The sequence below is a fragment of the Allobaculum sp. Allo2 genome (genome assembly GCF_022701175.1).
In the GTDB taxonomy this organism is placed as follows: Bacteria; Bacillota_I; Bacilli_A; order Erysipelotrichales; family Erysipelotrichaceae; genus Allobaculum; species Allobaculum fili.
Map to the genome: position 1 here is coordinate 424,414 of NZ_CP078088.1, position 25,125 is coordinate 449,538.

At 50.7% G+C, this 25,125-nt stretch carries 26 protein-coding genes, 1 tRNA gene and 4 pseudogenes; 23 read left to right on the forward strand and 8 right to left on the reverse strand.

All coding sequences use genetic code 11. From position 1 onward, the window contains the following. Positions 1-273 precede the first annotated feature (273 nt). Positions 274-594, forward strand: coding sequence for a TIGR04076 family protein (locus KWG61_RS02625; RefSeq protein ID WP_242744848.1), 321 nt, complete (start codon positions 274-276; stop codon positions 592-594). A 280-nt stretch (positions 595-874) separates the two neighbouring features. On the opposite strand, the gene KWG61_RS16945 is transcribed toward KWG61_RS02625, so the two are convergent. Continuing rightward, the gene (locus KWG61_RS16945) at positions 875-1,027 is read right to left on the reverse strand and encodes a hypothetical protein (protein ID WP_367614241.1); all 153 of its coding nucleotides are present in this window, start codon (positions 1,025-1,027) and stop codon (positions 875-877) included. A 98-nt stretch (positions 1,028-1,125) separates the two neighbouring features. Then, a pseudogene (locus KWG61_RS16950) lies at positions 1,126-1,782 on the reverse strand (SOS response-associated peptidase family protein); the annotation flags it as partial. Positions 1,783-1,825: 43 nt separating this feature from the next. Between KWG61_RS16950 and tmk the strand changes: the two are divergent. From tmk to trxB, 12 genes and pseudogenes are all read left to right on the forward strand, one after another. After that, positions 1,826-2,400: pseudogene (gene tmk, locus KWG61_RS02635) on the forward strand (dTMP kinase). Beyond that, a complete protein-coding gene (locus KWG61_RS02640) occupies positions 2,390-3,448 on the forward strand; it encodes a DNA polymerase III subunit (protein WP_230266942.1) in 1,059 nt (352 codons plus the stop codon). Before tmk ends, KWG61_RS02640 begins: the two are co-directional and overlap by 11 nt. 141 nt (positions 3,449-3,589) lie before the next feature. Further along, the gene (locus KWG61_RS02645; protein ID WP_242744850.1) at positions 3,590-3,940 is read left to right on the forward strand and encodes a hypothetical protein; all 351 of its coding nucleotides are present in this window, start codon (positions 3,590-3,592) and stop codon (positions 3,938-3,940) included. Continuing rightward, the gene (gene ricT / locus KWG61_RS02650; protein ID WP_242745518.1) at positions 3,847-4,467 is read left to right on the forward strand and encodes a regulatory iron-sulfur-containing complex subunit RicT; all 621 of its coding nucleotides are present in this window, start codon (positions 3,847-3,849) and stop codon (positions 4,465-4,467) included. Before KWG61_RS02645 ends, ricT begins: the two co-directional genes overlap by 94 nt. Further along, the gene (gene rsmI / locus KWG61_RS16955) at positions 4,439-4,987 is read left to right on the forward strand and encodes a 16S rRNA (cytidine(1402)-2'-O)-methyltransferase (RefSeq protein WP_367614242.1); all 549 of its coding nucleotides are present in this window, start codon (positions 4,439-4,441) and stop codon (positions 4,985-4,987) included. Before ricT ends, rsmI begins: the two co-directional genes overlap by 29 nt. Beyond that, the gene (locus tag KWG61_RS16960; protein ID WP_367614243.1) at positions 4,972-5,304 is read left to right on the forward strand and encodes a hypothetical protein; all 333 of its coding nucleotides are present in this window, start codon (positions 4,972-4,974) and stop codon (positions 5,302-5,304) included. The genes rsmI and KWG61_RS16960 overlap by 16 nt, the downstream gene beginning before the upstream one ends. Before the next feature lie 602 nt (positions 5,305-5,906). Further along, positions 5,907-8,794: pseudogene (uvrA, locus tag KWG61_RS02660) on the forward strand (excinuclease ABC subunit UvrA). 224 nt (positions 8,795-9,018) lie between these two features. Beyond that, positions 9,019-9,483, forward strand: coding sequence for a zinc ribbon domain-containing protein (locus tag KWG61_RS02665; RefSeq protein WP_230266937.1), 465 nt, complete (start codon positions 9,019-9,021; stop codon positions 9,481-9,483). Positions 9,484-9,893: 410 nt separating this feature from the next. Then, positions 9,894-10,133 (forward strand): hypothetical protein, encoded by a 240-nt coding sequence (locus tag KWG61_RS15825; protein ID WP_256460756.1) that lies wholly within the window; start codon positions 9,894-9,896, stop codon positions 10,131-10,133. A gap of 64 nt (positions 10,134-10,197) precedes the next feature. Then, positions 10,198-10,878: a hypothetical protein gene (locus KWG61_RS02670; RefSeq protein ID WP_256460828.1), complete on the forward strand. Its 681-nt coding sequence runs from the start codon at positions 10,198-10,200 to the stop codon at positions 10,876-10,878. A 229-nt stretch (positions 10,879-11,107) separates the two neighbouring features. Then, positions 11,108-11,842: an HAD family hydrolase gene (locus KWG61_RS02675; protein ID WP_230266935.1), complete on the forward strand. Its 735-nt coding sequence runs from the start codon at positions 11,108-11,110 to the stop codon at positions 11,840-11,842. Next, positions 11,818-12,732, forward strand: coding sequence for a thioredoxin-disulfide reductase (trxB, locus tag KWG61_RS02680; protein WP_230266934.1), 915 nt, complete (start codon positions 11,818-11,820; stop codon positions 12,730-12,732). The genes KWG61_RS02675 and trxB overlap by 25 nt, the downstream gene beginning before the upstream one ends. A gap of 153 nt (positions 12,733-12,885) precedes the next feature. Here trxB and KWG61_RS02685 read toward each other — a convergent pair whose 3' ends face one another. Together KWG61_RS02685 and KWG61_RS02690 are read right to left on the reverse strand one after the other, a co-directional pair. Further along, positions 12,886-14,154 (reverse strand): polysaccharide deacetylase family protein, encoded by a 1,269-nt coding sequence (locus KWG61_RS02685; RefSeq protein ID WP_242744851.1) that lies wholly within the window; start codon positions 14,152-14,154, stop codon positions 12,886-12,888. Positions 14,155-14,237: 83 nt separating this feature from the next. Continuing rightward, a complete protein-coding gene (locus tag KWG61_RS02690; protein ID WP_242744852.1) occupies positions 14,238-14,378 on the reverse strand; it encodes a hypothetical protein in 141 nt (46 codons plus the stop codon). A 620-nt stretch (positions 14,379-14,998) separates the two neighbouring features. Here KWG61_RS02690 and KWG61_RS02695 point away from each other — a divergent pair. Both KWG61_RS02695 and KWG61_RS02700 read left to right on the forward strand, forming a co-directional pair. Next, a complete protein-coding gene (locus KWG61_RS02695; protein WP_230266932.1) occupies positions 14,999-16,234 on the forward strand; it encodes a phosphoribosylglycinamide synthetase C domain-containing protein in 1,236 nt (411 codons plus the stop codon). A gap of 312 nt (positions 16,235-16,546) precedes the next feature. Then, positions 16,547-16,630: transfer RNA gene (locus KWG61_RS02700), tRNA-Leu, on the forward strand. 97 nt (positions 16,631-16,727) lie between these two features. Here KWG61_RS02700 and KWG61_RS02705 read toward each other — a convergent pair. Next, positions 16,728-17,072: a hypothetical protein gene (locus tag KWG61_RS02705; RefSeq protein ID WP_230266931.1), complete on the reverse strand. Its 345-nt coding sequence runs from the start codon at positions 17,070-17,072 to the stop codon at positions 16,728-16,730. Positions 17,073-17,618: 546 nt separating this feature from the next. Here KWG61_RS02705 and KWG61_RS02710 point away from each other — a divergent pair. From KWG61_RS02710 to KWG61_RS02730, 5 genes and pseudogenes are all read left to right on the forward strand, one after another. Continuing rightward, positions 17,619-17,834 (forward strand): hypothetical protein, encoded by a 216-nt coding sequence (locus KWG61_RS02710; RefSeq protein ID WP_242744853.1) that lies wholly within the window; start codon positions 17,619-17,621, stop codon positions 17,832-17,834. 5 nt (positions 17,835-17,839) lie between these two features. Further along, entirely contained in the window at positions 17,840-18,718 is an 879-nt protein-coding gene (locus KWG61_RS02715; protein WP_242744854.1) for a transposase, read from the forward strand. A 377-nt stretch (positions 18,719-19,095) separates the two neighbouring features. Continuing rightward, positions 19,096-19,494, forward strand: a complete 399-nt coding sequence (locus tag KWG61_RS02720; protein ID WP_242744855.1) for a MarR family winged helix-turn-helix transcriptional regulator — start codon at positions 19,096-19,098, stop codon at positions 19,492-19,494. A gap of 335 nt (positions 19,495-19,829) precedes the next feature. Next, positions 19,830-20,572, forward strand: a pseudogene (locus KWG61_RS02725) (MATE family efflux transporter). After that, positions 20,530-21,078, forward strand: coding sequence for an MATE family efflux transporter (locus KWG61_RS02730; protein ID WP_242744856.1), 549 nt, complete (start codon positions 20,530-20,532; stop codon positions 21,076-21,078). Before KWG61_RS02725 ends, KWG61_RS02730 begins: the two are co-directional and overlap by 43 nt. Positions 21,079-21,270: 192 nt before the next feature. Here KWG61_RS02730 and KWG61_RS02735 read toward each other — a convergent pair whose 3' ends face one another. From KWG61_RS02735 to KWG61_RS02745, 3 genes are all read right to left on the reverse strand, one after another. Further along, on the reverse strand, positions 21,271-21,960 hold the full coding sequence (locus KWG61_RS02735; protein ID WP_230268082.1) for a DUF2812 domain-containing protein: 690 nt from the start codon (positions 21,958-21,960) through the stop codon (positions 21,271-21,273). Next, positions 21,957-22,268, reverse strand: a complete 312-nt coding sequence (locus KWG61_RS02740; RefSeq protein ID WP_230268083.1) for a PadR family transcriptional regulator — start codon at positions 22,266-22,268, stop codon at positions 21,957-21,959. Before KWG61_RS02740 ends, KWG61_RS02735 begins: the two co-directional genes overlap by 4 nt. 323 nt (positions 22,269-22,591) lie before the next feature. After that, positions 22,592-23,533, reverse strand: coding sequence for a helix-turn-helix domain-containing protein (locus KWG61_RS02745; RefSeq protein WP_242744857.1), 942 nt, complete (start codon positions 23,531-23,533; stop codon positions 22,592-22,594). A 312-nt stretch (positions 23,534-23,845) separates the two neighbouring features. On the opposite strand from KWG61_RS02745, the gene KWG61_RS15830 reads away from it, so the two are divergent. From KWG61_RS15830 to KWG61_RS02755, 3 genes are read left to right on the forward strand one after another with little or no spacing between them, the layout of a single operon-like run. Next, a complete protein-coding gene (locus tag KWG61_RS15830) occupies positions 23,846-24,205 on the forward strand; it encodes an ATP-binding cassette domain-containing protein (protein WP_256460757.1) in 360 nt (119 codons plus the stop codon). A gap of 22 nt (positions 24,206-24,227) precedes the next feature. After that, positions 24,228-24,599, forward strand: coding sequence for an ATP-binding cassette domain-containing protein (locus KWG61_RS15835; protein ID WP_256460758.1), 372 nt, complete (start codon positions 24,228-24,230; stop codon positions 24,597-24,599). Then, the gene (locus KWG61_RS02755; RefSeq protein WP_242744858.1) at positions 24,596-25,039 is read left to right on the forward strand and encodes a hypothetical protein; all 444 of its coding nucleotides are present in this window, start codon (positions 24,596-24,598) and stop codon (positions 25,037-25,039) included. The genes KWG61_RS15835 and KWG61_RS02755 overlap by 4 nt, the downstream gene beginning before the upstream one ends. Positions 25,040-25,125: the final 86 nt, after the last annotated feature.

Consider the following 25,125-nt stretch of genomic DNA (forward strand, 5'->3'; position numbering starts at 1 on the left):
CAAATCGTTGTTTTCAAATCGTCTGGAGTACCTGCGTCCCTTATTGTATACCGAATTGCAGAACCGGCAGAGCAGGGAAAGACCGGCCCAGATTGCAGAGCATGCAGGCGGCAGACCTTCTGCCAAAAAGGCGACAGTACCGTCAGAATACGAGAAGATAATAGAAGAAAAAGGAGGTGCGCAGATGCAGCACGAATGTAAAGTGACCGTACTGGAAACCAAAGTGTTTCCAGAGCTTCAGCAGCAGTATCTGGCCAATCCAAAGTCCGGACCGTGTCCGTTTTTAAGCCCGGCGATACGTTTGTTCTCAAGCGGACGGAAAAACAGGACGATTTTTACCATCTCATGAACGGCAGGTTTTGCGGAGAAGCGTGGGATGCCATCAGCCGCTACATTTCCGCGGCTTTGCAGGGCGGATCGATCATGTATAAATGGACGAACGATGAGCGGATGATGATCGCCTGCTGCAACGACGGCACGCGGCCGGTGATTTTCAAGATTGAACGGATCGATATTCCGGAAACAGAAGAAGAAAAAGAATGGCTGGAAAAGCAGGACTTTTCCAACCGCGCCCAGGACGCCTATACCGGCTGAGTTTCGAATCATCCGTTTTCAAGCCGATCGGTGCGTCCATACAGTCGGAATGGTTTGAGATCTGGAGTTCTGGCGGAAGGTTTTGCCAGCGCGACCGGATCTCTTTTTCTTTTCCGGAGAGCAGCTGCCGCTCTTATCCTTCCAGACCGGGATTAAGGAAAGATGAAACGATTCTTTTCCTGGGGTAAGAACGGTTGAAAGAAGCGGCTGAAAAGATCGGTTGAAAAGCGGTTCAAAAAGACGCCGGTCTGCGGCGTCAGAATGTTCTAAACGAGAAAATTTAAAAAAGCGTAAGCGGCTCTTCTGGAAGAATTGCATGCAGAGCGGGCGAAGCGTTCTGGCCCAGAATGGCGCTTTGTGCGGAATCGAGGACCCAGGCGGGCACCTGATCTTCCTGCAGAATGACCGGCATGCGATGGTGATAGGGTGCCACGCTTTCATTGGCATCCTGTGTGAGAATGATGAACTGATCATCGAGGGCCAGCGCGGCCAGATACAGAACGCGCCCGGGTTCATCAAAGGTGATTTTTCCTTATCCGGTGTCCATTCGTAAAACGCAGTGGCCGGAACGGCAACGCGATTCGATCTCCAGGCGCGCGCAAACAGGGGCTTGGACGACGCGGTTTCCAGACGCGCATTGAAAATACGGCGATTCATGGAAGACGAGGCAAAGCCAAACGTCATTACGGAAAGATTCAGCGCCTGGTCTCTGGCGCAGACGGCGATCGTTCGGGCGGAAGGATAAATCACATGCGGATGCAGATCGAGCTCGATCTCCTCCCAGTGTTCCCTGGGCACCAGATGACGCAGAGAATCTACGATTTCTTCGCTGACTAGAAACTGACCGCACATACACATTCCTCTTTTCTTTTTCTGTCCTTCTGCCCGCCAGGCAAAACAGCGCTCTGTCTGCGGCAAAACGGGCAGAATGGCTTCCTGTCCTGATTGTAGCAAACCCCGGATTTCCTTTGTAAAGCCGGGCCTGCGTTTTGGCCGATCGTCAGAGCTTGCGCCGCTTGATACAATAGGAAAAGCGGATTTCGACTGCAGAGCGTTTTGTATCTGCAAAAGCAAAGATGCGAAATCAAGAATATGTAGAGAAAACCATATAGAAAACAGAGCGAAAAAGGAAAGCAGCGCTCGGGGAGGAAAGAGGATGAAAAAGCCAGAAGGAAGCAAAGGCATCATGATCGCCTTTGAAGGCAGCGACGGAGCGGGGAAAAGCACTGCGATGGCGCATGTCTATGAAGAACTTTTGAAACGCGGCCTTCCCGTCATCACTACCCGCGAGCCGGGCGGATCGCCGCTCTCGGAACAAATCCGGAACATTCTGCTCGATCCCGAAAATGAAGTGGATCCGAAAACCGAAGCGCTTCTGTACGCCGCCAGCCGCCGCCAGCATCTGGTTTCCACCATTTTGCCAGCTTTGGAAGAAGGCAAAATCGTGCTTTGCGACCGGTTTCTGGATTCGTCGATCGCCTATCAGGGCTTTGGACGCGATCTGAATGCGAAGACGATTGAACATCTCAATGATTTTGGTCTGGAAGGCTTCCGGCCGGACGCGACGCTCTTTTTGAACTCGATCGGGAAACATCCGCAAAGCGGATTAACCTGCGCGGCAATCTGAACCGTCTCGATCAGGAAAAGGAAGCGTTTTTCTCCCGGGTAGCCGACGGATTTGAAGCCATTCTCAAAACGCATCCCGAATATTGCCGCATTGACGCGTCGGGGTCGATCGAAGACGTAGCAAATCAGACGATGAAGCAGGTAGACCGTCTTCTCGAAGAGGCCGGCTATGGTCGATAAGAAAAAGCTGAAGGAACGCCAGCCGGTCGCATGGAAAATTCTTTCCAATGCCCTGAAAAGCGGACGCATTTCGCACGCCTACATGTTTTATGGACAGAAAAACCCGGATCAGAGCCGGCTGGCTCTGCTGTTTGCGCAGTCGATGAACTGCGAACATCCTGATGAAGACGGGATTGCCTGCCAGAACTGCGAAACCTGTCAGCTGATCGCCCGAGACATGTATCCGGACTTTTTCTGGCTGCATCCCGGCGGTCTGCAGGCGCGCAAGCCGCTGACGCGAAAGGAACTCGACGCCTGGTGGAAAACCAACGCGGTTCCCAGCGAACAGAAAACGAGCTGGAGACTGCGCAAAGAAGACATTCTGCGTCTGCAGGATACATTTGCCACCTCGAGCGGGACGGACGCCCGACGACAGGTTTATATTATTGAACAGTACGAACAGGCGACCGCTTCCGCGTCCAATACGCTTCTGAAATTTCTTGAAGAGCCCAAGGACGGGCTGACCGGCATCCTGTGTACAAGCGCGATCAATACCGTACTGCCGACGATCGTTTCCCGCTGTCAGCTGATCCCCATGCGGCCGCCTGCACGAGCGGCACTCGAAGCGGAAATTGCCGAAATAATCGACGATCCCGAAATTGTGGCGATTCTCGCCCGGGCCGGCTACGGTCCGGACAGTCTGGAAGCGCTCCTGGAAAACGAAGCGCTGTTTGAACTGCGCGATGCGGCGAAGGAATACTGGCCGCAGCGAACTTCGCATTCCGCCATTGTGCGTCTGGAATGCGGCGTCTTTTCCAAAAGCGGATTTCCCACCCGGGAAGCGGCCGCCTTTTTCCTGCACGGCCTGCTTTACTTTCTGGAGCAGGAGCAGACGGAACAGGCGGATCGTCTCGAAGAGCGCTCAACGCTTGTCGAAGCGCTCGACGCCCTGCGTCAGCCGCTCGACCCTGTTCTTCTGATCGAACGCGTTGCCCGCGATCTGCGCAAAGAAGCGCTCAGAAAACAAAGACGCTCAACCGGCATCCTGCAGCAGGATGCATATCCTTAGAAATTTCAGCCGCCGTTTTGCATGTTCACGCAAAACCGGGCGGCTTCTCCATAGATTGGAACGGACGCTGTCGATCTTTCTTTGAGAGAAAATCAAAATCGATCGAAACCCGTCTGCTTCCTTAGAAAGGCAAGACGAATTATGTCGAAACCATCCAGTGCCGCCAAGCCGGCATCGAATACGAAAACTTACCCTTTCATGGTGTATATCCAGTTTGACGGATCCAAGAAGGTGTATACCTTCGGAACGACAATGGAACATCGAACTGGTGAAGCGGTCGTTGTGGAAACGGTTCGCGGTCAGGAAATCGGTACGGTCTATGTACCGTCGATGCCCTTTGACGCGTCCAAAGTCCAGGGCGACTTAAAGGCATCGTCCGCCGCGCCACGCCGGAAGACCTGCACCAGAAAGCTGAAAATGAAGAAGAAGCACGCAAATCCTTTGAGATCTGTGCCAAAGCCATCGAGCGCCTCAAGCTCGACATGCATCTGATTTCCTGCGAGTATACCCTTGATCGCTCCAAAGTGATTTTTACGTACGTCAGCGAAGATCGCGTCGATTTCCGCGGTCTGCTCAAAGAGCTCGCCGGATGCATCAGCGGCCGGATTGAACTGCGCCAGGTCGGCCCCCGCAACAAAGCCAAACTGGTCGGCGGCATCGGCAGTTGCGGCATGGAATGCTGCTGCAGCCGGTTCATGAGCGACTTTGATACTGTGTCCATCAACATGGCGAAAAACCAGCTGCTCGCGCTCAATATTTCCAAACTGTCTGGACAGTGCGGCAAGCTGAAGTGCTGTCTGCGTTTTGAAAACGAAGCCTATTGCGAGCTGCGCAAAAACCTGCCGAAGCTGAATTCCCAGATCGAATACAACGGAAATCGCTATCGGATCAGCTCGATGAACGTGCTTCAGAAACAAGCCAAGCTTGAAAACCGGGAAGAAACGCTGTTTGTCTCCTTTGACGAACTGTTCCCGGCAAGAAAGGCAGAACATGAATCGACAGAAAAGCTTCCAGAATGAAAATGGACCAGCCGTCTATCTGGTCCCGACCCCGATCGGCAATCTTTCGGAAATTTCTCCTCGCCAGAAAGAGGCGCTGGAAAACGCCGATGTGATCGCGTGTGAAGATACGCGCAATTCCGGCCTTCTTCTGAAATCGATCGGAATTCACAAACCGCTGATCGCGCATCATGAATACAACGCGCATACGAGTTCGACCGGCATTTTAAAGCTGCTTGAAGAAGGAAAGAAAGTCGCCGTCATTTCCGATGCCGGCTATCCGCTCATTTCGGATCCGGGCAGTGAACTCGTCCGGCTCGCTTCCCAGGCCGGCTATCCGGTCATTCCCGTTTCCGGAAGCAATGCGGCGTTAAACGCGCTGGTGGCCTCCGGCCTGGAAACCTCTCATTTCCTCTTTTACGGATTTCTGGATGCGAAAAGCGTTCGCCGGAAAAAGGAACTCGAAAGTCTGAAGTCCCTGCCGTATACGGTAATTTTTACGAAGCGCCGCACCGCATTGAAAAAATGCTGGAAGACGTAAAGGAAGTCTTTGGCGACCGGCAGATCTGTCTGGCCAGAGAACTGACCAAGCTGCACGAAGAGTTCCTGCGCGGCACGATTTCCGAAATTCTCCCGCTGGTTTCCCAGCTGAAAGGAGAAATGGTCGTAGTCGTACAGGGCTGCCCGCAGCAGACTGACCGTTCTTTTGAAGAAACGGTTCGCATGGCGTCTGAACTGGCGGCCTCGGGCATCAAGCCCAAACAGGCAGCCGCTAAAGCCAGCGAAGAAAGCGGCTTTTCCAAAAACGAGGTGTATCAGGAAATGATGCGCCAGAAAAAGGAACAGGAAGAGCAGTAAAACCCATTCTTAAACAAACGAGGCTGATTTCAAAACCAGAAATCAGCCTTTTCTATATACCGGCATACCGGCCGGTTCGAAGAAAATTCCGACGCGCAAGGCGATGTTCATACAGCTCAATCCGGTCTGGAAAAAGCGGAATTTTGGGCTTGTCTAAAGGATTTGTTGTGCACAATATGAGCACATTCAAATTGACATTTGCGTGAAAAATGGAATAATGAAAAGCTGGATTATACGCTTTTACAGGCTGCAGGCAGATCGCAGGAAATTCTGCGTTTTTGCTCAAGGAAGAATCCAGAAATTACGAAAACGAAACCAGACGATACAAAATAAAGAAGCCGGCCCTCTTAACCATTCTCCAAAACAGAAAAGACGCCGTATGCGGATCCGCCAGACCATACCCGCTTTGGGGCAGCGTCCAGAGATCCTTTTTGAAATCATTTATCGGCACGACATTTTGTCCGTGCCAAAATCATGAAAAGTTTAAAAGGCGCAGGCTTTGTGCTTTTCCAAATCCAGAGCCGGGCGCTACACTCCAGTTTCAGACAGAAATACAAAATCGAAATACATACACAAACCGAACAGAAAAACAGAAAGAAGGGATCAACATGGACTCTGTTATTCACATTCAGGGAGCCAGAGAAAACAACCTGAAAAACATTTCTCTCGATCTTCCCAAAAACAAGCTCATTATCATGACCGGCGTTTCCGGAAGCGGTAAGACTTCGCTGGCTTTCGATACGATTTATGCGGAGGGCCAGCGCCGCTATATGGAATCCCTGTCCTCTTATGCCCGCCAGTTTCTCGGCAATTCTGAAAAGCCGGATGTCGATCAGATTGACGGTCTTTCTCCTGCTATTGCTATCGATCAGAAAACGACTTCGCACAACCCGCGTTCGACCGTAGGCACGGTAACGGAAATTTACGACTACCTGCGTCTGCTGTACGCGCGCATCGGCGTGCCGTACTGCCCGGAACACGGCGAACCGATTACCGGCCAGACGGTTACCGAGATGGTAGACCAGGTTATGCTTCTGCCCGACGGCACCCGCACGACCGTTCTCGCTCCGATTGCCCGCGACAAGAAGGGCACGTTCAAGGACACATTTGCCAAACTGATGAAAGACGGTTTTCTGCGTGCCCGAGTTGATGGGGAAATCCGTCTGATCGAAGAACTCGAACCGCTGGGAAAAATAAGAAGCACACGATTGAAGTTGTTGTCGACCGAATCATTAAAGGCAATAACCGCGGCCGCTACTACGATTCCATCAATACGGCGCTCAATCTCGGCGAAGGCATGGCGGCGGTCATGACGCCGGACGATACGCTGCTCTTTTCCTCGAGCTACGCGTGCAAAATCTGCGGTTTTACCGTACCGAAACTCGAACCGCGTCTGTTTTCCTTCAACGCGCCGATGGGCGCGTGCCCGGAATGCAAGGGCATCGGCGTCATCCAGAAAGTCGATCTGGATCTTCTGATTCCGGATAAGAAAAAGACGCTGAATGAAGGCGGCGTCGCCTACTTTAAAAACATTGCCGGCTCGTCCAACCAGGAATGGCAGCGCTTTGTGGCGCTGTGCGACCATTTCGGCATCAATATGGACAAGCCGATCAGCAAGCTGACGAAAAAGGAACTCGACATCGTTCTCCACGGTTCGGACGAACCGGTGTCCTACACTATCGTCAACAATAAAGGCCTGACCCGCGAATACAACGAGCCGATCGAGGGCGTAGCGGATCTGATTGAACGCCGCTATCTCGAAACGGGATCGGCCTGGTCGAGAGACTGGTACGAAACGTTCCTGGGCGAAGCGGTGTGCCCGACCTGCCACGGCGCCCGTCTGAACGATCAGGTTCTGGCGGTACGCATCGGCGGCAAGAACATTTACGAATGGACCCAGATGTCGGTTGTGGAAGCCATCGACTTCATCGAACATCTCGAACTGACCCCGGCGCAGCGCAAAATTGCGGAACTCGGTCTGAATGAAATCAAAAACCGTCTGACGTTTCTGAAAAATGTCGGTCTGACGTATCTGACGCTCGACCGTCTGGCGTCGACTCTTTCCGGCGGCGAAAGCCAGCGTATTCGTCTGGCCACCCAGATTGGTTCCCGTCTGACCGGTGTCATGTACGTTCTCGACGAACCGTCGATCGGTCTGCACCAGCGCGACAACGACCGTCTGATTCAGTCGATGAAGGAAATGCGCGATCTGGGCAACACCCTGATCGTTGTCGAACACGATGAAGATACGATGCGCGCCAGCGACTATATCGTGGACATCGGCCCAGGCGCCGGCGTGCACGGTGGGGAAGTCGTCGCCTGCGGTACGCCGGAACAGGTCATGGCCAACGAAAACTCCATTACCGGCCGCTATCTGTCCGGCAAGGAGAAAATTCCGTATCCGGCTGTGCGCCGCAAAGGCAGCGGCAAATCGCTGGATGTCATCGATGCCACCCATAACAACCTCCAGCACGTGAACGCCTCGTTCCCGCTCGGAACATTTACGGTTGTCACCGGCGTTTCGGGTTCCGGCAAATCGTCGCTCGTAACTGAAGTTCTCACCCACGGCATCCAGCATCATTTAGGAAAAGTCCGTGTAAAACCCGGTCAGGCAAAGGAAATACGCGGTCTTGAGGAAATCGACAAGCTGATCGAGATTTCGCAGGAGCCGATCGGCCGTACCCCGCGTTCCAATCCGGCGACGTATGTCGGCGTCTTTGACGATATCCGCGACCTGTTCGCACAGACGCGCGAAGCCAAACTGCTCGGTTTCACCAAATCGCAGTTTTCCTTCAACGTCAAAGGCGGACGCTGCGAAGCGTGTCAGGGCGACGGTACCCGCAAGATTTCGATGCACTTCCTGCCCGACGTCTATGTCGAATGCGACATTTGTCACGGCAAGCGCTATAACGAAGAAACGCTTCAGGTAAAGTACAAGGACAAAACGATTTCCGACGTTCTGGAAATGACGGTGGAAGAAGCCATTGAATTTTTCCAGCCGATTTCCCGCATCCGTCACAAGCTGCAGACGCTGGCGGATGTCGGTCTGTCCTACGTCAAGCTCGGCCAGTCGGCGACCACCCTGTCCGGCGGGGAAGCACAGCGTGTCAAGCTGGCGAGCGAACTGCAGAAAAAGCCGACCGGCAAGACGGTCTTTGTTCTCGATGAGCCGACGACCGGTCTGCATTCGAGCGATGTCCGCAAGCTGATCGAAGTGCTGCAGCGTCTGGTCGACGGCGGCAATACGGTCATCGTCATCGAACACAATCTCGACGTCATTAAAAACGCGGACTATATTCTTGATCTCGGTCCGGAAGGCGGTGCCGGCGGCGGTACGATTATCGCCAAGGGAACCCCGGAAGAAATTGCGGCCTGCCCGAACAGCTTTACCGGTCAGTATCTCGCCCCGCTGCTTACCGGCGGCGAAGCCGAAGCCTATACGAAATGGAAAGGCTTTGAAGACGAGAAGGAAAGCAAAACCGAAGAATAAAGAACCAAAACGCAAATCGGAAAAATCATCCGAAGAGCTTAAATACCGAAAAACGAAAAATCCAAAATAGCAGAAGAAATTCGAATCCAGAGCAACAGCTTAAGGAAAAAGTTCCTCGAGCTGCTGCTTTTTCTGCCTTTCAACGAGGAAGAAAAGGCAACGGACGGTTGCTTGAGCCTCATACGGGCTTCCCGCATACTGAATGCAGGAAAAGAGGTACGCAAATGAGTACAGGAACGATTCTCAAACAGCTTCGAGATGCATCGATGATGACGCAGGCCCAGCTGGCGGACAAAGTTCACGTCACCCGTCAGGCGGTATCCCGATGGGAAAATGGCGAAACTATACCGGGAGCGGATTTGCTGGTGAAGCTGTCCGAAGTGTTTGGCGTATCGATCGACGCTTTACTGGAGTCACCGGTGATTCGCTATTGCGAATGCTGCGGAATGCCTCTTGAGCCGTCGATCATGGGGAAAAATAAGGAAGGAGAAATCGATCCCGGCTACTGCAAGTGGTGTCTGGAAGACGGATCCTTTGTGTATACCGAACCGGATCAGATGCTGGATTTTCTCGTCGCTTCGATGCCGCAGAATGGCCTGAGCGAAAAAGAATGCCGGGCGTTTTACGCATCACATCTCAAAAAGCTTCCGTACTGGAAGGGAAAAATGACTTCCGATTCCAACGAATAAGAAAAGCTGCTTTACACCCATTCCAGCCAATACTTCACTGCGAATTCACCGCCAATTCACCGCATCAGGCCGGATTCGGGCCGCTGTTTAAACAGTCAGGTCAGAATCCGGCATTTTCCTGTGTGCTGGCTTTCCCCGTTTCCCGGGGATACATGTAAACTGAGAGACTGTACGTCTTGCACAAGGTCGAAAAATCGTCTGGAAGAAACATTCGGGCATTTTGAATCCGTTTGACATTTCGAACTGTCTAATGTTAAGGAAATACAGCGGGAACACAGAAATTTGTGATGGGATACTCTATGCCGGTCATTTCTGTACGCAGAAAAACCGCTGGATAAGATATGATAAAGCTCTGAACAGCGGCCGCAAAAACTGCGAAATCCGCAGAGCAGGGAAAGGGGGCAGAACACATGGCGAAAGCAACAGTCCGGGATCTGGTTGTGAAATTTCACTGGAACCAGGTGGCCGGCACCAGCAAAGCCCTCAAGCGCCCGATCACCCTGCCGGATATTAACCGTCCGGGTCTTGAACTCGCCGGCTACCTGTCCCATTCGCAGACGAAGCGTCTGATCGTGATCGGCGGTAAAGAATACCGCTACATTACCGAACAGATGGACGAAATCCAGCAGCGCCGTGTTTTGAATTCGTGACGCATGCGGATACCCCTGCATTCTTCTGACCGGCGGCCACGTCTGCCCGCCGATTCTCAAGGAGATTTCCGATCGGAAGGACTTTCCTGTCTTTGAAACGAAGACAAAAACGAGCCAGGTCGTCGTCAATGTCACCAACTATCTCGACGAACTGCTCGCCCCGGCGACACTGCTGCACGGCGAACTCGTCCGCATTTACGGCGTAGGCGTTCTGATTACCGGAACCAGCGGCTCCGGCAAAAGTGAAATCGTACTGGACCTCGTCAAGCGGGGCCATCAGCTGGTTGCCGATGACCGGGTGGATCTGTATCGAATTCACAACACGCTCGTCGGCAAAACCGCTCAGGTCATTTCCGGATTCATGGAACTGCGCGGCGTCGGCATTATCGATATCAAGCGCCTGTACGGCATTACCTCGGTTGCCAATTCCGCGGAAATCAGTTTTGAAATTCGTCTCGAAACGTATAATCCGAGCGTGGCGTATGACCGTGTCGGTCTGGGAGACAAGCAGTATTCCAACTACCTTGGCATCCCGGTTTTGAAAATGGTCATCCCGGTTACGTACGGCCGGCCGATGGCGACCGTTATTGAAACGGCGGTAACCAACTATCTGCTTCAGCAGGACGGCTTCGATTCCGCAGAAGTTTTCGAAGAGCTGGTTCTCGAAGAAATTGAAAAGAACCGCAGTGAAGAAGAGGAAGAAGTCAAAGCCGCAGCCATGCAAAACGCAGAGCCGCTCAATTAAGATGGCCAAAGCGTAAAAACGGCGTGAATCACAGACACTGCCGAAAGAATGAACGAATACAAAAATCAGACATCGAAAAACAGAGCGCTCCCGGCGCTCTGTTTCCATATGTACGCGATATGCACGTGATGGAATGAACCCGATGTACGCAAAATAGACCGGGGATACCCGAAGTACCCCGAAACGAAAACGACGAGAATGCCGCAAGGCATTTTTAAGGAGAGCGAACATGGAAAAATTGCCAAATTCCAATGCAGGACAGACCCCATCCTCAAAACATACTGTCGATCCGCAAAAGCCGCTGGTGCTGTTTGACCTGGACGGCACGCTGATCGATTCGCAGAATCTTGTGTTCGAGACGTTCCGGCAGGTGTTTGCCCAGAAGCTTCCCGATTACCAGCTGAGCCCCGAAGAGCTGTATTCCTTTTTCGGCCCAACGCTCGAAACGACCTTTCTTCGCTATTTTCCGCCGGAAGAAGTGGAAGACGTGATCGACCTCTATCAGAAAATTAACAAGGATCTGCATTACATGTTGCTGCGTGAAATGCCGCATGCGCTCGAAACCGTTCAGAAGCTGTATGACGAAGGGTATGCGATGGGAATCCTTTCCAACAAGCGGCGCGAACCGGTTTTGCTGGGGATGGAAATCTGTCATCTGCGTCCATATTTTGAGGCGGTATTCGCGAAGGAAGATCAGCCGGCCTGCAAGCCGGATCCGGCAGGACTGCTGCATGCGGCGAAAGTCATGGGCTATCCAAAGGAAAAAGCGGTCTACGTCGGAGACAACGACGCAGACATTCAGGCGGCACACAGAGCCGGTTTTGTGTCCATCGGCTATACTTTAGATACAGTACAAAGAACAGCACTCGAAAAGGAAGGTCCGGATTATCTGATCGATGATCTTCGCCAGCTTCCTTTTCTTCTCAAGGAGGAATCAAAATGGAACAAGAATATGATCTTGTGATTATCGGCGCCGGCCCAGCTGGAATGACCGCCGCACTGTATGCTTCCCGTGCCGGACTGACGACAGTCATGATTGACGGTACGGCTCCAGGCGGAAAACTTCTCAAAACGTACCAGGTCGATAACTATCCTGGCGTACCTTCCGTTTCCGGACCGGATCTGGCCATGCAGATGTATCAGCAGTCCATCGAGTTCGGCGCCCAGTACATGTTTGGCGAAGTTGAATCCGTATCCGCCGGTCATCAGGTCATCCTGAAAGACGGCACCATCATCAATGCGAAAGCCGTTATTGTCGCCACGGGTGCGGCAGAACGTCATCTCGATATCCCTGGCGAACAGGAAGCCATCGGTCACGGCGAAAGCTTCTGCGCCGTATGCGACGGCGCCTTCTTCCGTGAAAAGGAAGTCGTTGTCATCGGCGGCGGCAACTCCGCTCTGGAAGAAGCGCAGTTCCTGGCGCGCTTCGCGTCTTCGGTAACGATTGTCATCCGCCGCGATGAATTCCGTGCAGCAACCAAAGTGCAGCAGGACATCGCCGCCAACGACAAGATTCGCGTAATCCGTCATCACATCCCGGTTTCCATTCAGATGGAAGACGGCAAAGTCAGCGGACTTACCCTCAAAAACCTCGAAGACGGCCTCGAAGTACATCTGAAATGTCAGGGCATCTTCCCTTACATCGGTCACATTCCGGAAACCAGCTTTGTGAAGGATCTTGGCGTACTCGATGAGCGCGGCTATCTGGTCGTTGACCGCCGCATGAGAACCGCCGTTCCTGGAATTTTCGGATGCGGCGACTGCATCGACAAGGAACTTCGTCAGATCGTTACCGCCTGCGGAGACGGTGCTATCGCAGCGGAAGAAGCCTTCCACTACGTCACCGGAATCTAGGATCATTCATCGATTTCGGCAGACGAAAATTCATACAGAAATTCAGAGTCAGAAACAGAAAAAGGCGATACGCGCGCAGAATCACGAGCGTATCGCCTTTTGTCTATGGTCTTCGCTCTGCGAAAAATCACAGAGCAGCTCAGAAAATTCGTATCAGTTCATGACAACCTGATGCGGAAGGATCGTCGTTTCATCAATGACTTCAAAAGAATAGCCGTTGTCCCGATAGTTCTGAATGATCGCATCGAGCGCCTGGGCAGTCGTGGACTGGTCGGGCGAGTCGTGGAAGCGGACGACCAGCTGATCGGCTGTCATATGCTGGAGACAGGTGTTGATCAGCGTGTTTGGATCGATGTTCACGTCATACCAGTCGTTGGAATCCGCGTTCCAGTCGCAGTACATGTAGCCTTTCTGGCTGATGGCACGAACGAGATCGGACATGATTCCCGTGCCGGGAACGACCGTGTTGCCGGATCCTTCCGGGAAGCGGATCAGTTTGACATCCTGACCGGTTTCTTCACGGACCAGACTGGAAATTTTGTCCAGATCCTTGAAATACGCGTCTTCGGATTTGTAGATGGCGGAAGGATTGTTGGAATAGGACATCAGGCCCAGCGAATGGCCCGCATCCGCAATTTTGCGGATCTTATCGGCGGATTCTGGATGCTCCGCCGTAACAAAGAAGGTCGCTTTGACGTTATTGCGCTCCAGAGCGTCCAGAATGGCATCGGTCTGGCTGGACGGACCTTCTTCGAAGGTCAGATACACCAGTTTCTTTCCGTAGTTTGGATTTTCCTTTACGGTAACCGTCTGCGAATACGTCTGTTCGTTGCCGGAATGGTCAATGAGACGAATGGTAACCGGATAGGAACCCGGGGCTTCCGTATTCAGCGCCGAAGTATCGATGTGTACGGAAGGCTTTTCGTCATAGTCATCCGTGATGATCAGCTGTTCGGCGGGATACGGTTTTCCCTGGAGCAGCTCAATGCTTTCGGTGAAGTTTTCAATGACCGGAGGATGGGTATCGTTGACGCGGGTCAGCTTGACGGTCTTGCTGGTTTCGTTTTCGTAGTCATCCCGGGCTGTAATGGTGATTTCATAGGACCCTTCGCGGCGCTTGGGGTCATCGCCGGTCATTTTCAGGGAATAGTTGGACGGATCGGAACACGATGTCACGAACATGCGCGGCGTCAGATTCTCATTGGTCGTAATGGTCAGATCGTGGACTTCGAGCTCAGGGCCTTTCGTATCCTTTACTTCAACGAGAAACGGATATTCTTTTCCTTTATACACATAGGCGGCATCGTAAGTGCCGATTTTATCTTTATCTACTGAGCCTTTAAATGTGACTTTGTCTTCGGAATCCAGGAAGACCGATTTCAGGTTTCCTTTGGAGTTAAACGACTCGGTATATTCAGCCACATAGACTTCGGAAGCCAGGCTGATCGGGTTCAGCGCCTTGAAAAGCAGATAGAAACCCGCAACGGCGGCGGCAATCAGCGCAATCAGAAGCAGAATCCGATTTCTACGCCGGTTTCTGTTCCGGTTTGCCGGCCGGGATTGTTTTCTGGAAGCTTTTTCGAAGCCTTCTTCTGGGCAGCCGGCTCCTGTAAAGAAGGGCTGGATTTGGACGGTTCAGAATTCACAGGTTCTCCTTTCTGGCAGCGCAGATTTTGCGGAAAGGTTTGCGGTCTGCCTGCTTTTTAAACGGCCGGCGATCGTTTTTCAAAGTGAAGGAAACGCATCGTCCGGACAGGAAAAGGTATATATCAATGTAACAGAATTCTGAGCCGCGCACGCTCTTTTCTGACAAAATGACAGAACTGAACGTTTTCCCCGTGTACGTTCAGGGGTGCGATCGGAAACGATTCAGGCGTTCGGCAGGACAAAACAGGCGGTTTGAAAACGGATGCACTAAAAATCACAAAGATTATGACGATCTGTCGTACAATCTTAAGGCTGTTTAAAGTTCGTCTTCTTCGGATACCCGAAGAAAAGACTTTATGAACCGGCCTTTTTGAAAAGTAAGAAAAGCTGGATGAAAGTATACGGATAAGATGAAACGTGAGCGTAGGAAAGAATAGACAAAAAGGACGGCGCATACTGTGGACAGATTGCCCTTCCTAAAATTCCTTTGCATCAGTTAAAAATATCTTTCCTCAAATATGACAAACTGAACAGGAGTTAGCAGGATCTGCGGTCAGGGAAAATGCACATGGTAATATGAATTGCAGAAATGGCAAACCTGAACAGAGGAGATTGGTGTATGAAAATAATTGTTATTGGTGAAAATGCGAAAGAACAAGCTCTGGGTTCGCTTCTGGAATGCCGCGGCAGTAATGAAGTACTCGTCGTCCCCGGAAATCCGGGAACGGTTCAGTTTGAGCAGTCGGTAGAAGAGCTCCCGGATAACTATAATCCTGAAGACATTTTTGGAACGCTGGTGGAGTTTGAACCAGATCTGGTCATTCTCTGTGATGAGGATCTCATCCGCAAGGGATGGGGAGACAGTCTCTCCAGCCGTGGATGGAATGTTCTGGCCCCGGATATCAAAGCCTGTCATATGATTGATGACAAGCCGCTCTGGGCCAAGATTATGCAGGAAAACGATATTCCGGTAGCGGATTTCCGCATGCTGAATACGATTGAAGAAGCACGAAAGTTTGTGGAAGAATTTCCATGCCCGTTCGTACTGAAGGAAGTGGAAGGCGAAAAACGGTTCGCCATTCCGTATAACGAAGACGAAGCGCTGGATCTGCTGGAAGAATGGTTTGGAAATGGACGTACCCGCGTCATGGTTTCTGAATTTAAAGAAGGCCGCCGCTTTAATCTGCCGGTTATGGTTTATAAGGCCCGTGTGGTTCCGCTTCTTCCTTATATTGTGATGCGCGGTATTTATGAACATGAAGACGATCCGCAGGCCAAAGGAATGGGCGCGGTATGCAGCGCCAGAGGTCCGATCAGTCATGAACACGCCCAGGAAGCCGTTGAGCGAATTATGGTTCCGTTCTTCAAGGTGATCCAGAAACGTGGCGTGGACTACAACGGTCTTCTGACCGGTGAATTTGTGCTGACCGATCACGGTCTGGTCTGCGTAAACATGAAACCGGGTCTTTCAGAAACCGGTGCGGTTTCCTATCTGCAGCTTCTGCGCAGCGATCTGGCCAAAGCCTGGTTCGATCTGCAGGAAGGCAAACCGGTAAATCTCGAATGGCGGCCGAAAGTAGCAGTTTCCGTTGTTCTGGCCGGCAAGGACTATCCGCAGACCGATTCCCACGATGCGCCGATTGTGATGGATGAAGACTTTGAAGGCATCATCAACTACAACCACGCAAAAGTCGGAGAAAACGGCCGGATCCTTACGGACGGCGGACGCGTACTTATTCTTACCCGCGTAGACGAAACGCTTGCCGGAGCCTGTGCAAAAGTACAGGAATCCGCAGACGCCATTCACTGCTCCGATCTGATTCATCGTTCCGACATTGGACAGGATCTCGACTAGCTGGATTCCGTTGCAAAAGAAAAGACGAATCTTCGAAATCCCTGAATAAATAAAAGAGACGGCATCGACCTTTTCGTCGATCTATGCCGTCTCTTTTCTGTTATCCGCTCTTGGCCAAAGGAAAAAGCAAAAGAAAAATCCAGATCCAGACGTCCACATAGAGGCACAAGCCCGTTTTCTCGTTCCGTTCAGGGAACAGAACAAGTGAACCGGGCATTTTGTTTAGAAAATCTTTAGAATTTAAATGTACTTTGGTCTTCCAGTTCTGATTTCGCATGCTATAATATCAAAGCGTTGAAACAAAGCGCATATGCGGACGTGGTGAAATGGCAGACACGCTGTCTTCAGGCGGCAGTGGGGCAACCCGTGTGCGTTCGACTCGCATCGTCCGCACCACTTAACAAATATCCCGGTAGGTAAAGCCTATCGGGTTTTTATTTTGTTTTGATGTGCGATTTACGTGCGATTTTTATACTAGATTGAGTTTAGAAGACTAGTCTTCATCCTCCTGCCAGGACTCAGCAATGGCCATAGCGGAATTAATGAATGATTTTATATTGTAGCTCTTCGTTTCTTCTGGATATTTTTCAGCCAGATTCTTATATGCCTCAATGAGTTCAACACTTTTCGACTGTTCTGCACTATCGTCAATGATTTCGCTGATCCATGAATACTCGTCTTCCGTGCAATTGTTTTTTAAGAAGTGCATGGCGTCGGGAATGTTAGCCGCAAATAAATGTACTGTATCCTTGATGAAAAGCTCGCTGAAGGTAATGGCTTCATCGGAAACAGCTATTCTTTTTCTTAAAAGATTTCTATATGGATCTTTGAAATTCATTTTTATTCCTCTAGAACTTTCCCAACGAGCTTAACTATACAAATCGCTCGTTTTTGAAATTTTATCTCATTAGAGAGCCTTTTTCGAGGCTCTCTTTTAATTCTGCCTGGCTTCATGACCAGACATGCGATTAACAAGCATTATTAAGCAAAAATCGTAAATCAATTTGATTCTTTGAAATTTCATTTTTATTATAAAAATCCTCCCTGTATAGATTATTTAATGATATAAGACAGATATAAATACACTATACGAAAAGGAGCCAAAAATGTCTGTCCCAGCTGAGATTCGTGCCGTCCCACGTCCCAAAAATTCGATTGTCTATGCCTATGGAAAAACAAGGATCGATACGCTGTCAAGCAGCGAGTCGGCTGTGTCCGCAAGAACGGCCATTGTTATCCGGTCGATGGCCCTACCATCGGCCACATTATTAACGGTAAGTTCGTACCTCTTGAAGAACCGTCTTCCTCTGCTGTTCATACATCTGAGACGGTTCTCAGGGACTGGGCCAATGTTGAACTCTGTTTCAGGCTGTCCGCTGACCTGTTGGATGAACTGCTTCAGGTCTATAATCGTCAGGATGCAGATAAGATTCTGTGCATGGCCATTCTTCGCGTCTGCTATCCGCATATCAAAGACTGCGAACTCAAAGAGAGTTGCGATGAATCATTTCTGACAGAACTGATGCCTGAAACCGCAATGAGCAAGAATACGATCAGCATATTTCAAAAGATCTTGGAAAAACGTGTAACCGAATTCTGAAGTTCATGAAAAACCGGGCAGCTAAAGTTGGGATTGATGATCATCTTCTGATCGATGGAACACTGAAGTCGAACGATTCCAGGCAAAACACGCTTTCGGAATTTTCCAGAAAAGCCAGACTGAAAGGAAGACGGGATATTTCCGTACTCTATGCTTTTGATCTGGAAAAAATGGAACCCATCTGTTCGCAGTGCTTTCCCGGCAATATGCTCGACCTGACTTTCTATGACAGTTTTGTGAAACAGAATGGCATTCAAAGCGGAATAATGGTTGGAGATAAGGGATTTCCCGTCAAATCGATCGAAGAAATCCTTAAAGACTGCCCGCAGCTTCATTATTTCAACCCGCTTCATCGGAATGCCAAGCTTGCCTTCGATCATGAGATGTATAACTTCGAGGGAGTGATCGAAGGCTGCTGCGGCTTTCTAGGGCAGATGGAGCCAATTCAGTTTAAGAAAGTGAAGCTGTCCAATAAGGAAAAGTGGCTCTACAGTTTCCGTGACCCAAGAAGAGCAGCCCAGGAGGAGACGGACTGGCTGGATAAGCATCGTAAAGATAAGTACAGTTTCGAAGAATACGAAAAGAAAAAACGTACATTTGGAACAGTGGTCTTTGAATCAGATGTCGATCTGGCTCCGGAAGATGCCTGGAAGCCCTATAGTTACCGCTGGCAAATCGAGATCGTTATGCGGTATTACATGAACGCCCTCGGCTTTGATGGAACCAGAGTCCATGATGACTACTCAGTGATCGGCAGCGAATTCATTGATTTCCTGTCGACCGTCATTACGTTCAGACTTCTGAACCTGTTCGACGAAAAAGGCCTCCTTGAGGACATGAGCTATAAAAAATCATGCACATCCTGCAAAGAGGCAAAAGAATAAAAAATGATAATGAGTGGGAACTGATCAAAATGAATCCAAGCCAGATTGCAATTCTTCAAAAACTTGATCTGATTCCACGACCAGATTCGGTAGATAAACCCAAAGGAAACGTGGTCGTCCACGCAAAAATCCGACCGTATAGTTTAGCTGATTGGGAAAGTTCTATTCCTCTTTTTGATAAGCACTGACTAAACTCTTCCCCGAAAACTGGACACAAAGAGAGCAATTTCCTCATCTGCGCAAACGGACTCTGGGAATTCGGCAATCCAGTCCTGAACACGAGGGAAGCCGGCTGGCTTTAAGCAAATACATAGCTTACTATTGACAGTATGCTGTTGAACGGTATGATAGCTTCTGTTAAGAGCGGAGGTGTTCTTGTGAGTGATAAGGAAAACAGCGGACAGCTGATCAAAATGCTGAATGATGCGATTGAGCGGCGGGTAAACAATTCCCTGCGCGCGGATGATCTGACCATGGTTCAGGTCTGGGTTCTTCTTTCCCTGGATGAGAAAGAAAATCATACGTACTCCTTTAAGGAACTCGAACGAATTCTAGGTGTTGCGCAGTCTACCTGTGTCGGAATTGTCAGCCGGCTCGTCGCTAAGAAACTGGTGGAAAGCTTTACCGATCAAAAGGATCGAAGGATGAAGCTGGTTCGTCTGAGCGAAGACGGGAAAAACGCTGTGAAAAAGCGAAGAAGGATATCCAGGAACTGGAACAGACTCTGTTTACCGGATTTTCAGAGGAAGAGCAGGCTGTCTTCCACGGACTGCTGAAAAGAGTTTACGAAAATGTAAAATAAACGCCCGCGGGCTTTCGCCCTGACGGGCGATACTAACGCGGAAATCGATCGCTTGCTTTTGAAATATCACAGTTAAAACGGAAACCGGACATACACAAATGAGAAAACGATGCCGGCTCCCTTCGCAGGCAGCCAGGCGCATGGATCGGTATGTTCAAATCAATCGCTTGCTTTTGAAAATGGCGGAAACGTAGATCGAAAAATGGAATGGAGAGAGTTATGAAAGATAAATCGATGGAAATATTTGAATCCATGCCTGTCGCGCAGGCTGTATTCAAAAACGCATTGCCGGCTATGGCGGGGATGCTGATGGTACTCGTCTATAACCTGGCTGATACTTTCTTTATCGGACAGACCCACGACGCATTGCAGGTCGCGGCAGTATCGCTGGCGACGCCGTTTTTCCTGCTGTTCATGGCAGCGGGAACGATTTTCGGCATTGGCGGTACGTCCGTAATTTCCCGTGCCCTTGGCGAGGAAGAAAGGATCATGCCAGAAAGGTCTGCTCTTTCTGCATGTGGAGCTGCGTTGTTCTTGGTGTGGCGATGAGCCCTGTCTTTCTGATTTTTATGGATCCGATTCTTACTCTGATCGGCGCAAGCGCCGAAACGTGGGAAATGACGAAAACCTATTTGTGGATCGTCGCCTGGAGCGGACCGTTTGTTCTGGTTTCCAACTGCTACGCGAATGTGATCCGTGCGGAAGGCGAATCCGGAAAAGCCATGATGGGTCAGCTTCTCGGCAACCTGATTAACGTGGTTCTGGATCCGATTATGATTTTAGGCTTTGGCTGGAACGTAGCTGGTGCTGCGATCGCGACAGTGATCGGAAATGTCATTGGGGCGGCGTATTACATCTTTTATTTCCTGAGCGGCAAATCCAGTCTCAGCATTCACCCCAGAGAGTTCACAGTAAAAGAAAAAGTCTGCAGCAGTGTTCTGATCATCGGCATTCCTGCGGCGCTCGGTTCGCTGCTGATGAGCGTTTCTCAGATTCTGATCAACAGCCTATGGCACAGTACGGGGATATGGCGGTGGCGGCCATGGGCGTAGCCATGAAAGTCATTACCATTACCGGCATGATCTGCATGGGACTCGGGCAGGGCATTCAGCCGCTTCTCCATTTTGTTTTCCCTGTCTTTAGGACTGGCGCTGACCGTTATCTGCTTCGTTTTTCCGGCCAGATTGTCAGTGTGTTCCTGACCGATCCGACAGCCTATACGTATGCGGTTCATTTTGTTCACATCCTGTTAACCACAAGCTTTCTGTTCGGCGTCTACTACGTTCTTACCAACGCGCTGCAGGCGATGGGGGCTGCAGCGGCATCCTTTGTAATTAACGTGAGCCGCCAGGGCCTGATCTTCATTCCCGCAATGTATCTTCTTGAAGCCGCTATGGGAATTACCGGACTGGTCTGGGCACAGCCGGCTGCCGACGTACTGTCCTTTGGTCTGGCGCTGATTCTTTATGTTCATACCTGGAGAAAACTCAGTCAGTCCAAAACGGAAACGACAGCTCCAGCCGCCGCTGCCGAAAAAATGAGCGCGGTCTGCGAGTAAAACACAGTGCGGTATGTGAAAGATAAAACCAGTCCTCAGACAGACTGAGATTGATCCGCCTTGCATCAACGCCATCAGCCAGACACACAAAAGCCCGTCCTTATGGCTTTTTCGAAAGGAAAAAGTCAGAGGACGGGTCTTTTCCTATTTACTTTTTTACTTTTTATTTTGCGTTTCGCAGTTTAACGGGTTTCAGAGCGACGATTTACGATCTGCCACCATCCTATAAATGCCAATAAGTTCCAGGGTAATGGATCCTCCCATCAGAAAGTACCGAAAAGAAAGGATGGAAGCCGGAAGCAGAAGAGAAATGGCGTACAGAAGCATTCCGCAGACAAGAACAAGACTGGGCCTTCTTTCCTTTTCTTCAGGGCTCCGCCCTTCCAGAGTCCAGATCTTCTGGTTATAGGCGCGCAGCGCATTCATCAGAACAATCGTCATGAGTCCCAGCAGGAGGGTAAGGATCCAGTAAAACATCTGTCTGGTTTCCACCGCCGCATAAAATTCCATCATGGAAGCAGCCAGTTCGATCACGCAGACGGCTTTGAACATCTTACGAATCCGCTTGAGCTGCTCCAGCTGGGAATCGGGATCGGTATACAGATGCAGAGGACCGTACTCGCTTTTTCGGCGCACCAGGAACCAGAAGCCGGAAGTACAGAGAAATTCAATGTCCATATCTTTCAGAATCTGACGATATTCCCGGGATACGCCAAACCCGCGGTCGTTGAGATCGCAGTCGAACTGCCATTCGCCCGGTTTACACGGTTCAAAGGTATAGAGACCGTACTTAAAGCGCTTCAGGGCCCATCCTTTCGCGCACATTTCGTTGAGATATTCGATTTCGCGGTCTTTGTCGAACATGAGCCTGAACTGTTTCATTCTTTATTCTCCTTGGCGTCTCTGAGCATGCCCTCCAGTCGATGAATTTCCTGATCAAAGACTTCTTTTCCCAGATCGGTGATGATGTATTCCTTTTTGTTTCGACTGTCGGGTTCTTCCCGGTACACCCGGATCCAGTCTTTCTTCTGCAGATTCTTAATCGCGCCATAGAGCGTTCCGGCGCCCAGTACGACGCGTCCATGCGTCATCTGTTCCACTTCCTTGGAAATTCCATATCCATGCAGCGGGTGATGAAGAACCAGAAGCATGTAAAACAGCGTTTCCGTTAACGGCAGATCCTGTCCCATAGCATTGTACCTCCTGTCGTCGCTCGATGTATCGTGACACGTTATATCTGATTTGACTATATCAGGAGACGATATATCGGTCAACGATATCTTTTTGGCGCTTTTCAAAGATACGATCGACAGGAGAAATCAATGTCCGCAATCGATACACGAAAAGGAAAAAGGAGGGCACCCAATCCGGAAAATCGACGGAAAGAAAACCGATACAAATAAAAAGCGAGCCGCTCCTGAAAAAGGAGGCAGCCCGCCAGAAAAGCAAAGTGATTTTAAATGTCTGACGTCTCAGCTGTCTGTATCCTCTCTCTGCGTGACCAGACGGACGATTACCGCAACCACTCCAAACAGCACGCCGGTGACAGGCCAGATGATCCAGGTCTGATCCCAGTTTCCGGTCGCAAAGCTCCAGCCCAGATAAATGGCTGTGGCCAGACACCAGTAAATCGAGGCAACAGGATCCATCCGTTTTTCCATTTTCCGGTTTTCTGAAGAATAGTCGCCTTCGGAGAGAATTTTTCAAATCCGGACTGCGTGATGGACGACCAGACGAGAAAGAAGACGCCGATGGAAACCAGAAGCAGCAGGGCAGTGACGGAAAGAACGGCAGAGAATTCCTGATGAATAAAGAGCGTAGAGAAAATCGGCGGAATCGGAGAAAGAATGCAGAAGACAATCCCGATAATGGTCGAAAGCGTGTGTGTTCTGGCAAAAGCTTTCTTTTTCTGTGCGGCCAGGCCTTTAACGCCGTATCCAAGGCTGAAGTCTCCGGTTTCCAGCGTTTTCCACGGCTTCATGATCTGATCCGACCAGATGAAGAGCGTCACGGCGATGGCGACCAGAACCAGAAGTACGGAGACGCCAAGCGCGGCAACCATATTTTCGGAAATCAGGGAAGAAGGGAGAGCCGTAAAAGCGCTGAGCCCGATCAGCACGGCGGGAGACAGGATACAGAGAACCACACCAATGGCGACGCGCCAGGCGTTCAGGCGGTTCAGATCCAGAAAACGGTTGGCGTCTTCCAGACTCAGAGTCGGAAGGGAAGACTCTTCTTCCTCAATGGTGACCAGCGGGGCGTTGTCCTTGAGCAGATAGTCTGTGGACACTTCAAAAATTTCGGAAAGCTGCAAAATCTTATCGAGCGAGGGAACGGTCTGGGCGCCTTCCCATTTGGCGACCGCCTGGCGGGAAACGTTCAGCCGGCTCGCCAGATCTTCCTGGGACCATCCGTTTCGCCTGCGCAGTTCAATCAGTTTGTCTGCGAAAATCATCAGATATTTCCTCCTTGTGGACTTGTGTGCCTGCATTGTATCGAAGGACATTTGTTCCAGACAGAACCTGTCAGCTGGAAATCCGTCAACTACCGGTTGCATTTGTAAAAAGCATGACGGTTTGAGCGGATTTCCGCCCGAACTTTCGAGAAAAATACCAGAAAATAGGAAAATCACGGGAAAAGTCATATATTTACAGACCGATTTTGAGCCTGTATAAAAAGTGCATACGCTTCAAAACGAAGCGAAAAGAGAAACGGACAGGCAAAGAAAGCCCGGCACGCAAAGCCGGGTGTACAGAAATCGACATTCATGGAAAATTCAATTTTCTCGAAAACCTGTCCGGGAAAACGGGGATGGTATTCTGAAGACATCAGCCAGAACAAATGGCTGAAACGCACTTGCATGGAATCCCAACCCAGAGAAAGGATCAGCCAGGATGGATATCGTACTGGACCACATCACCAAAATCTTTCCCGCACGGGGAAGAAAAAGAACAGCAGAGAAGTCGTCGCTGCCGACGATTTGAATTTCACCATTTCCAACGGAAAACTCTGCGGGCTGCTCGGCCCTTCCGGATGCGGAAAAAGCACGGCGCTCAACATGATCAGCGGCCTGCTCAAGCCGACTTCCGGCGAGATTTTTCGGCGATCAGAACGTCACGGAACTTGAACCGCAGGAACGCGGGGTCGGCATGGTTTTTCAGAACTATGCCCTCTATCCCCATATGAGCGTCTTTGACAACATCTGCTTCCCGCTGGAAAACCTCAAGGGCGATCAGAAACTCAGCGAAGAAGAACGAAAAGCCCGCGTCGAAGAAGTGGCACGGCTTGTTCACATCGAAGATCTGCTCGAACGCAAGCCTAAGGAACTCTCGGGCGGACAGCAGCAGCGCGTGGCGATTGCCCGTGCTCTGGTCAAACTGCCTAAAGTTCTTCTTCTAGACGAACCGCTTTCCAATCTGGATGCCCGTCTGCGCCTGCAGACCGGGAAGAAATCCGCCGCATCCAGCAGGAAACAGGCATTACGACCGTTTTTGTTACGCATGACCAGGATGAAGCCATGAGCATTTCGGATTTCATTGTCGTCATGAAGGAAGGCCGGGTGCAGCAGATCGACACCCCGCAGAAGGTTTACGACAATCCGGCCAATCAGTTTGTCGCGCAGTTTCTCGGCCTGCCGCCCATCAACATGTTTCACGGCAAAATTGAAAATCAGATTTTGTACATCGGCGAAAATCCTGTGGCGCGTGTGCTCAGCGCGTCCGATCAGCCGGTGCATGTCGGCGTCCGCCCGGAGGGCTTTCTTCTCAAGGAAGAAGGCGCCCTTTGCGATCGCATGATCCGTACCGAAATTACCGGCCGGGACATGAGCATCGTTTCCGAAAACGAGGCGTCCATGAATCCGGTCGTTCGCTCGATTCTTTCGGCGGAAGATCTGCAGATTCTCGCCGAAAATCAGCAGGAGGTGCATTTTGATCTCAAGCTGAAAAAGTCTTTCTTTTGAACCCGAAAGCGGAAACCGGATTGTGGCCGATCTTCAGCCTCTTCAAAAAGCGGCTGAAGAAGTTGTAGAAGCCGCGATCGTTCTGG

What these genes read in the sequence shown, in the direction of transcription:
- KWG61_RS02640 (WP_230266942.1), top strand. Translation starts at nt 2,390, where the DNA reads ATGGTCGATAAGAAAAAGCTGAAGGAACGCCAGCCGGTCGCATGGAAA.
- KWG61_RS02645 (WP_242744850.1), top strand. Translation starts at nt 3,590, where the DNA reads ATGTCGAAACCATCCAGTGCCGCCAAGCCGGCATCGAATACGAAAACT.
- rsmI (WP_367614242.1), top strand. Translation starts at nt 4,439, where the DNA reads ATGAATCGACAGAAAAGCTTCCAGAATGAAAATGGACCAGCCGTCTAT.
- KWG61_RS16960 (WP_367614243.1), top strand. Translation starts at nt 4,972, where the DNA reads ATGCTGGAAGACGTAAAGGAAGTCTTTGGCGACCGGCAGATCTGTCTG.
- KWG61_RS02665 (WP_230266937.1), top strand. Translation starts at nt 9,019, where the DNA reads ATGAGTACAGGAACGATTCTCAAACAGCTTCGAGATGCATCGATGATG.
- KWG61_RS15825 (WP_256460756.1), top strand. Translation starts at nt 9,894, where the DNA reads ATGGCGAAAGCAACAGTCCGGGATCTGGTTGTGAAATTTCACTGGAAC.
- KWG61_RS02675 (WP_230266935.1), top strand. Translation starts at nt 11,108, where the DNA reads ATGGAAAAATTGCCAAATTCCAATGCAGGACAGACCCCATCCTCAAAA.
- trxB (WP_230266934.1), top strand. Translation starts at nt 11,818, where the DNA reads ATGGAACAAGAATATGATCTTGTGATTATCGGCGCCGGCCCAGCTGGA.
- KWG61_RS02695 (WP_230266932.1), top strand. Translation starts at nt 14,999, where the DNA reads ATGAAAATAATTGTTATTGGTGAAAATGCGAAAGAACAAGCTCTGGGT.
- KWG61_RS02705 (WP_230266931.1), bottom strand. Translation starts at nt 17,072, where the DNA reads ATGAATTTCAAAGATCCATATAGAAATCTTTTAAGAAAAAGAATAGCT.
- KWG61_RS02715 (WP_242744854.1), top strand. Translation starts at nt 17,840, where the DNA reads ATGAAAAACCGGGCAGCTAAAGTTGGGATTGATGATCATCTTCTGATC.
- KWG61_RS02730 (WP_242744856.1), top strand. Translation starts at nt 20,530, where the DNA reads ATGGCACAGTACGGGGATATGGCGGTGGCGGCCATGGGCGTAGCCATG.
- KWG61_RS02735 (WP_230268082.1), bottom strand. Translation starts at nt 21,960, where the DNA reads ATGAAACAGTTCAGGCTCATGTTCGACAAAGACCGCGAAATCGAATAT.
- KWG61_RS02740 (WP_230268083.1), bottom strand. Translation starts at nt 22,268, where the DNA reads ATGGGACAGGATCTGCCGTTAACGGAAACGCTGTTTTACATGCTTCTG.
- KWG61_RS02745 (WP_242744857.1), bottom strand. Translation starts at nt 23,533, where the DNA reads ATGATTTTCGCAGACAAACTGATTGAACTGCGCAGGCGAAACGGATGG.
- KWG61_RS15830 (WP_256460757.1), top strand. Translation starts at nt 23,846, where the DNA reads ATGGAAAATTCAATTTTCTCGAAAACCTGTCCGGGAAAACGGGGATGG.
- KWG61_RS15835 (WP_256460758.1), top strand. Translation starts at nt 24,228, where the DNA reads ATGGTTTTTCAGAACTATGCCCTCTATCCCCATATGAGCGTCTTTGAC.
- KWG61_RS02755 (WP_242744858.1), top strand. Translation starts at nt 24,596, where the DNA reads ATGAGCATTTCGGATTTCATTGTCGTCATGAAGGAAGGCCGGGTGCAG.